General features: G+C 72.6%; 2 protein-coding genes. Both read left to right on the plus strand.

The window, feature by feature from the left end; genetic code table 11:
• The first annotated feature begins 338 nt into the window (after positions 1-338).
• Positions 339-2,753 carry a CoA transferase gene (locus AB0J09_RS60335; protein ID WP_360712811.1) on the plus strand — a complete coding sequence of 805 codons (2,415 nt, stop codon included), beginning with the start codon at positions 339-341 and terminating at the stop codon, positions 2,751-2,753.
• Positions 2,746-3,223 (plus strand): enoyl-CoA hydratase-related protein (locus AB0J09_RS60340; RefSeq protein ID WP_360712814.1); only part of this gene is annotated, 478 nt, incomplete at its 3' end. The genes AB0J09_RS60335 and AB0J09_RS60340, both read left to right, overlap by 8 nt.

Below are 3,223 nucleotides of genomic sequence, written 5' to 3' on the forward strand. Positions count from 1 at the left end.
CCTCGGGACGCGCCTGGGGCCGAGGGGCGCGTTGTCCAGGCGGCTCCGCGGCCTGCCCGTCTTCCCGCTGGAGGACACTCCGCGTCTGGCACGGGTTCGACGGGATGTCCGATGCCGCCCGACGTCCCTCCGGGCCGCGCACATTGCCGATTGGGACGCGTGCCACGTTGCCGATTCGGACGTTTTCAGACCGGAATCGTCATGGCATTCTCGCCTCAGGAAACCTGTCATTAACAATCCGGACGCGCCGATCTGAGGCACGGGCCCCTCTGACGCGCGGGACAGGTCACGTCTGGCGTACTCCGCGCACGCCCTTCACGTAGTTGGGGTGATTCACCATGCCCGCAGCCGGGGGTCTTCCCCTCGCCGGTCTCCGTGTCATCGACTTGGCCGACGGCAAGGCCGAGATGTGCGGCCGGTTCCTCGCCGACCTCGGAGCCGACGTCATCCGCGTCGAGCCGCCCGGGGGCGCGGCGACCCGGCGGCGGGAGCCGCTGCACGACGGTGTGAGCCTCTACTTCGCCACCCACAACGCCGGCAAACGCGGCATCACGCTGGACCTGCACGACCCCGCCGACCGCGACCGGCTCCTGGGCCTCGCCGCCGGGGCCGACTTCCTCATCGAGACCGAACGGCCCGGCACCCTCGACGGGCTCGGCCTGGGTGCGGACGCGCTGCTCGCCCGCAACCCCGCCCTCGTGGTCATCTCGATCACCGACTTCGGGCAGAGCGGTCCGTACCGGGACTGGGTCGGCTCCGACTGGACGCACCTGGCGCTCGGCGGTGTGCTGTCGCGTTCCGGCATCCCCGGCCGCGGGCCGGTCGTGCCGCCCGGCCCGCTGGCGTACGAGTCGGCGGCCGTCCAGGCGGCGTGGGCGGGCCTGCTGGCGTACGTGAACCGGCTCGATACCGGGCGTGGCGACCACGTGGACTGCTCGGTGTACGAGATGACCGCCCAGGTCCTGGACCCGGGCTTCGGCATCGGCGGCTCGGCGACCGGCGGCGTGCCGGCTACGAAACTGCCGCGCGGCCGTCCTGACGCAGGCAACCTCTACCCGATCTTCCCGTGCGCCGACGGATACGTGCGGATCTGCGTGCTGGCCAAGCGGCAGTGGCGGGGGATGTTCGGCTGGCTGGGCGAGCCCGAGGAGTTCGCCGACCCCAAGTACGAGACCCTCGCGGGCCGGTACGGCGCCACCGAGCGGCTGCACGCCCTGATCGGCGACCTGTTCAAGGACAAGACCAGGGACGAGCTCGTCGCCCAGGGCCAGGAGCGCGGCGTGCCGATCGCGGCGCTGCTCGGCCCCGGCGAGGTGCTCACCAGCCCGCACTTCCTCGCACGGGGAGGGCTGCTCGACGCCGAGATCGCCCCCGGGCTGACCGGGCGCGTGCCGTCCGGGTACGTCGAGCTGAACGGCGTACGAGCCGGGTTCCGGCGCCGGGCCCCCGAGGTGGGCGAGCACAACGACGAGGTCTTCGCCGAGCCGATCCCCGCCGCGCCCGCGACGCCGGACGCCGCTCCCCGGCGGCGGCCCCTGGAGGGGCTGCGGGTGCTGGACCTCGGGGTCATCGTGGTCGGCGCCGAGCTCGGCCGGCTGCTGGCCGACCAGGGCGCCGAAGTCATCAAGATCGAGAGCCGGGCCTACCCGGACGGCGGCCGGCAGTCGCTGACCGGCGAGACCATCAGCGTCGGCTTCGCCTGGGGCCACCGCAACAAGCTCAGCGCCGGGATCAACCTCCGCTCGCCCGAGGGCCTGGAGCTCTTCAAGCGGCTCGCCGCCGAGTCCGACGTGATCCTGTCCAACTTCAAGCCCGGCACCTTGGAGTCGCTGGGGCTCGGCTACGACATCATCAGCGAGCTGAACCCGCGGATCATCATGGCCGACAGCAGTGCCCTGGGCTCGACCGGGCCGTGGAGCCGGCGCATGGGCTACGGTCCCCTCGTGCGCGCCTCCACCGGGCTGACCGGGCTCTGGCGTGACACCGGCGTCGAAGCCGGGTTCTGCGACGCGATCACCATCTACCCGGATCACATCGCCGCGCGGGTCGGCGCCGTCGCCGTGCTGGCCACGCTGATCCAGCGGCGGCGTAGCGGGACGGGCGGCACGGTCAGCGTCTCCCAGGCCGAGACCATCCTCACCCAGCTGTCCACGAGTTTCCTGCGCGAGTCGCTGGAGCCCGGCACGTTCACGGCCCACGGCAACACGGGGGAGTGGGACGCGCCTCAGGGCGTCTATCCGTGCGCGGGCGACGACGAGTGGTGTGTGGTGAGCGTCGAGGGCGACGAGCAGTGGCAGAGCCTGTGCGGCGTCATCGGCCGGGCCGACCTGCTCGCCGACGCTCGGCTGGCCACCGCCGCGGGCCGCCGCGCGCACCGAGAGCTCGTCGACGCCGCCGTGACCGTGTGGACTTCGGCCACGCCGCCTCGCGAGGCCATGGAACGCCTGCAGGCGGCCGGCGTGCCGGCCGGGATGATGCAGCGCGTCATTGAGTACCTCGACGACCCCCAGCTCACCGCGCGCGGATTCCTGCGCGAGATGCGCCACCCGTACATCGAGCACTCGATGCTGACCGAGAACGGCCCGTCGATCTTCCGCGGGGTGGCCGACCCGGAGCTGCGCCCGGCGCCCCTGGCGGGGGAGCACACCCGGTTGGTGGCGACGAAGCTGCTCGGCCTGGCCGAGCCGGAGATCCAGACGCTCATCGAGGCGGGCGTGCTGGAAGAACCATCTGAAGGAGTTGACCATGGGTGAGCCCGCCGCGCTCGTCGAGCGCCGCGACCACGTCATGTTGATCACGTTGAACCGGCCCGAGGTGCGCAACGCGGTGAACGCGGAGCTGACCCGCGCCGTCGGCGAGGCCCTGGACGAGGCCGACGCGGACACCGCGATCCGGGCCGTGGTCCTGACCGGGGCCGGGGACAAGGCGTTCTGCGCCGGCGCCGACCTCAAGGCGGTGGCCCGCGGGGAGTTCTCCACCGAGGGCTTCAAGCCGCACTGGGGCTTCGCCGGGTGCGTGACGCATCCGATCGCCAAGCCGGTCGTCGCCGCCGTCAACGGGTTCGCGCTCGGCGGCGGCACCGAGATCGCCCTGTGGGCCGACCTGGTGGTGGCCGCCGAGACGGCCCGGTTCGGGCTGCCGGAGGTGAAGCGCGGCATCATCGCGGGCGCGGGCGGCGCGTTCCGGCTGGCCGCGCAGCTGCCGACCAAGGTGGCCATGGAGA

This window comes from Nonomuraea sp. NPDC049784 (assembly GCF_040659615.1).
Lineage (GTDB): Bacteria > Actinomycetota > Actinomycetes > Streptosporangiales > Streptosporangiaceae > Nonomuraea.

Bases quoted from the DNA above. Each gene is read 5' to 3' on its own strand.
- AB0J09_RS60335 (WP_360712811.1), top strand. From the start codon at position 339: ATGCCCGCAGCCGGGGGTCTTCCCCTCGCCGGTCTCCGTGTCATCGAC.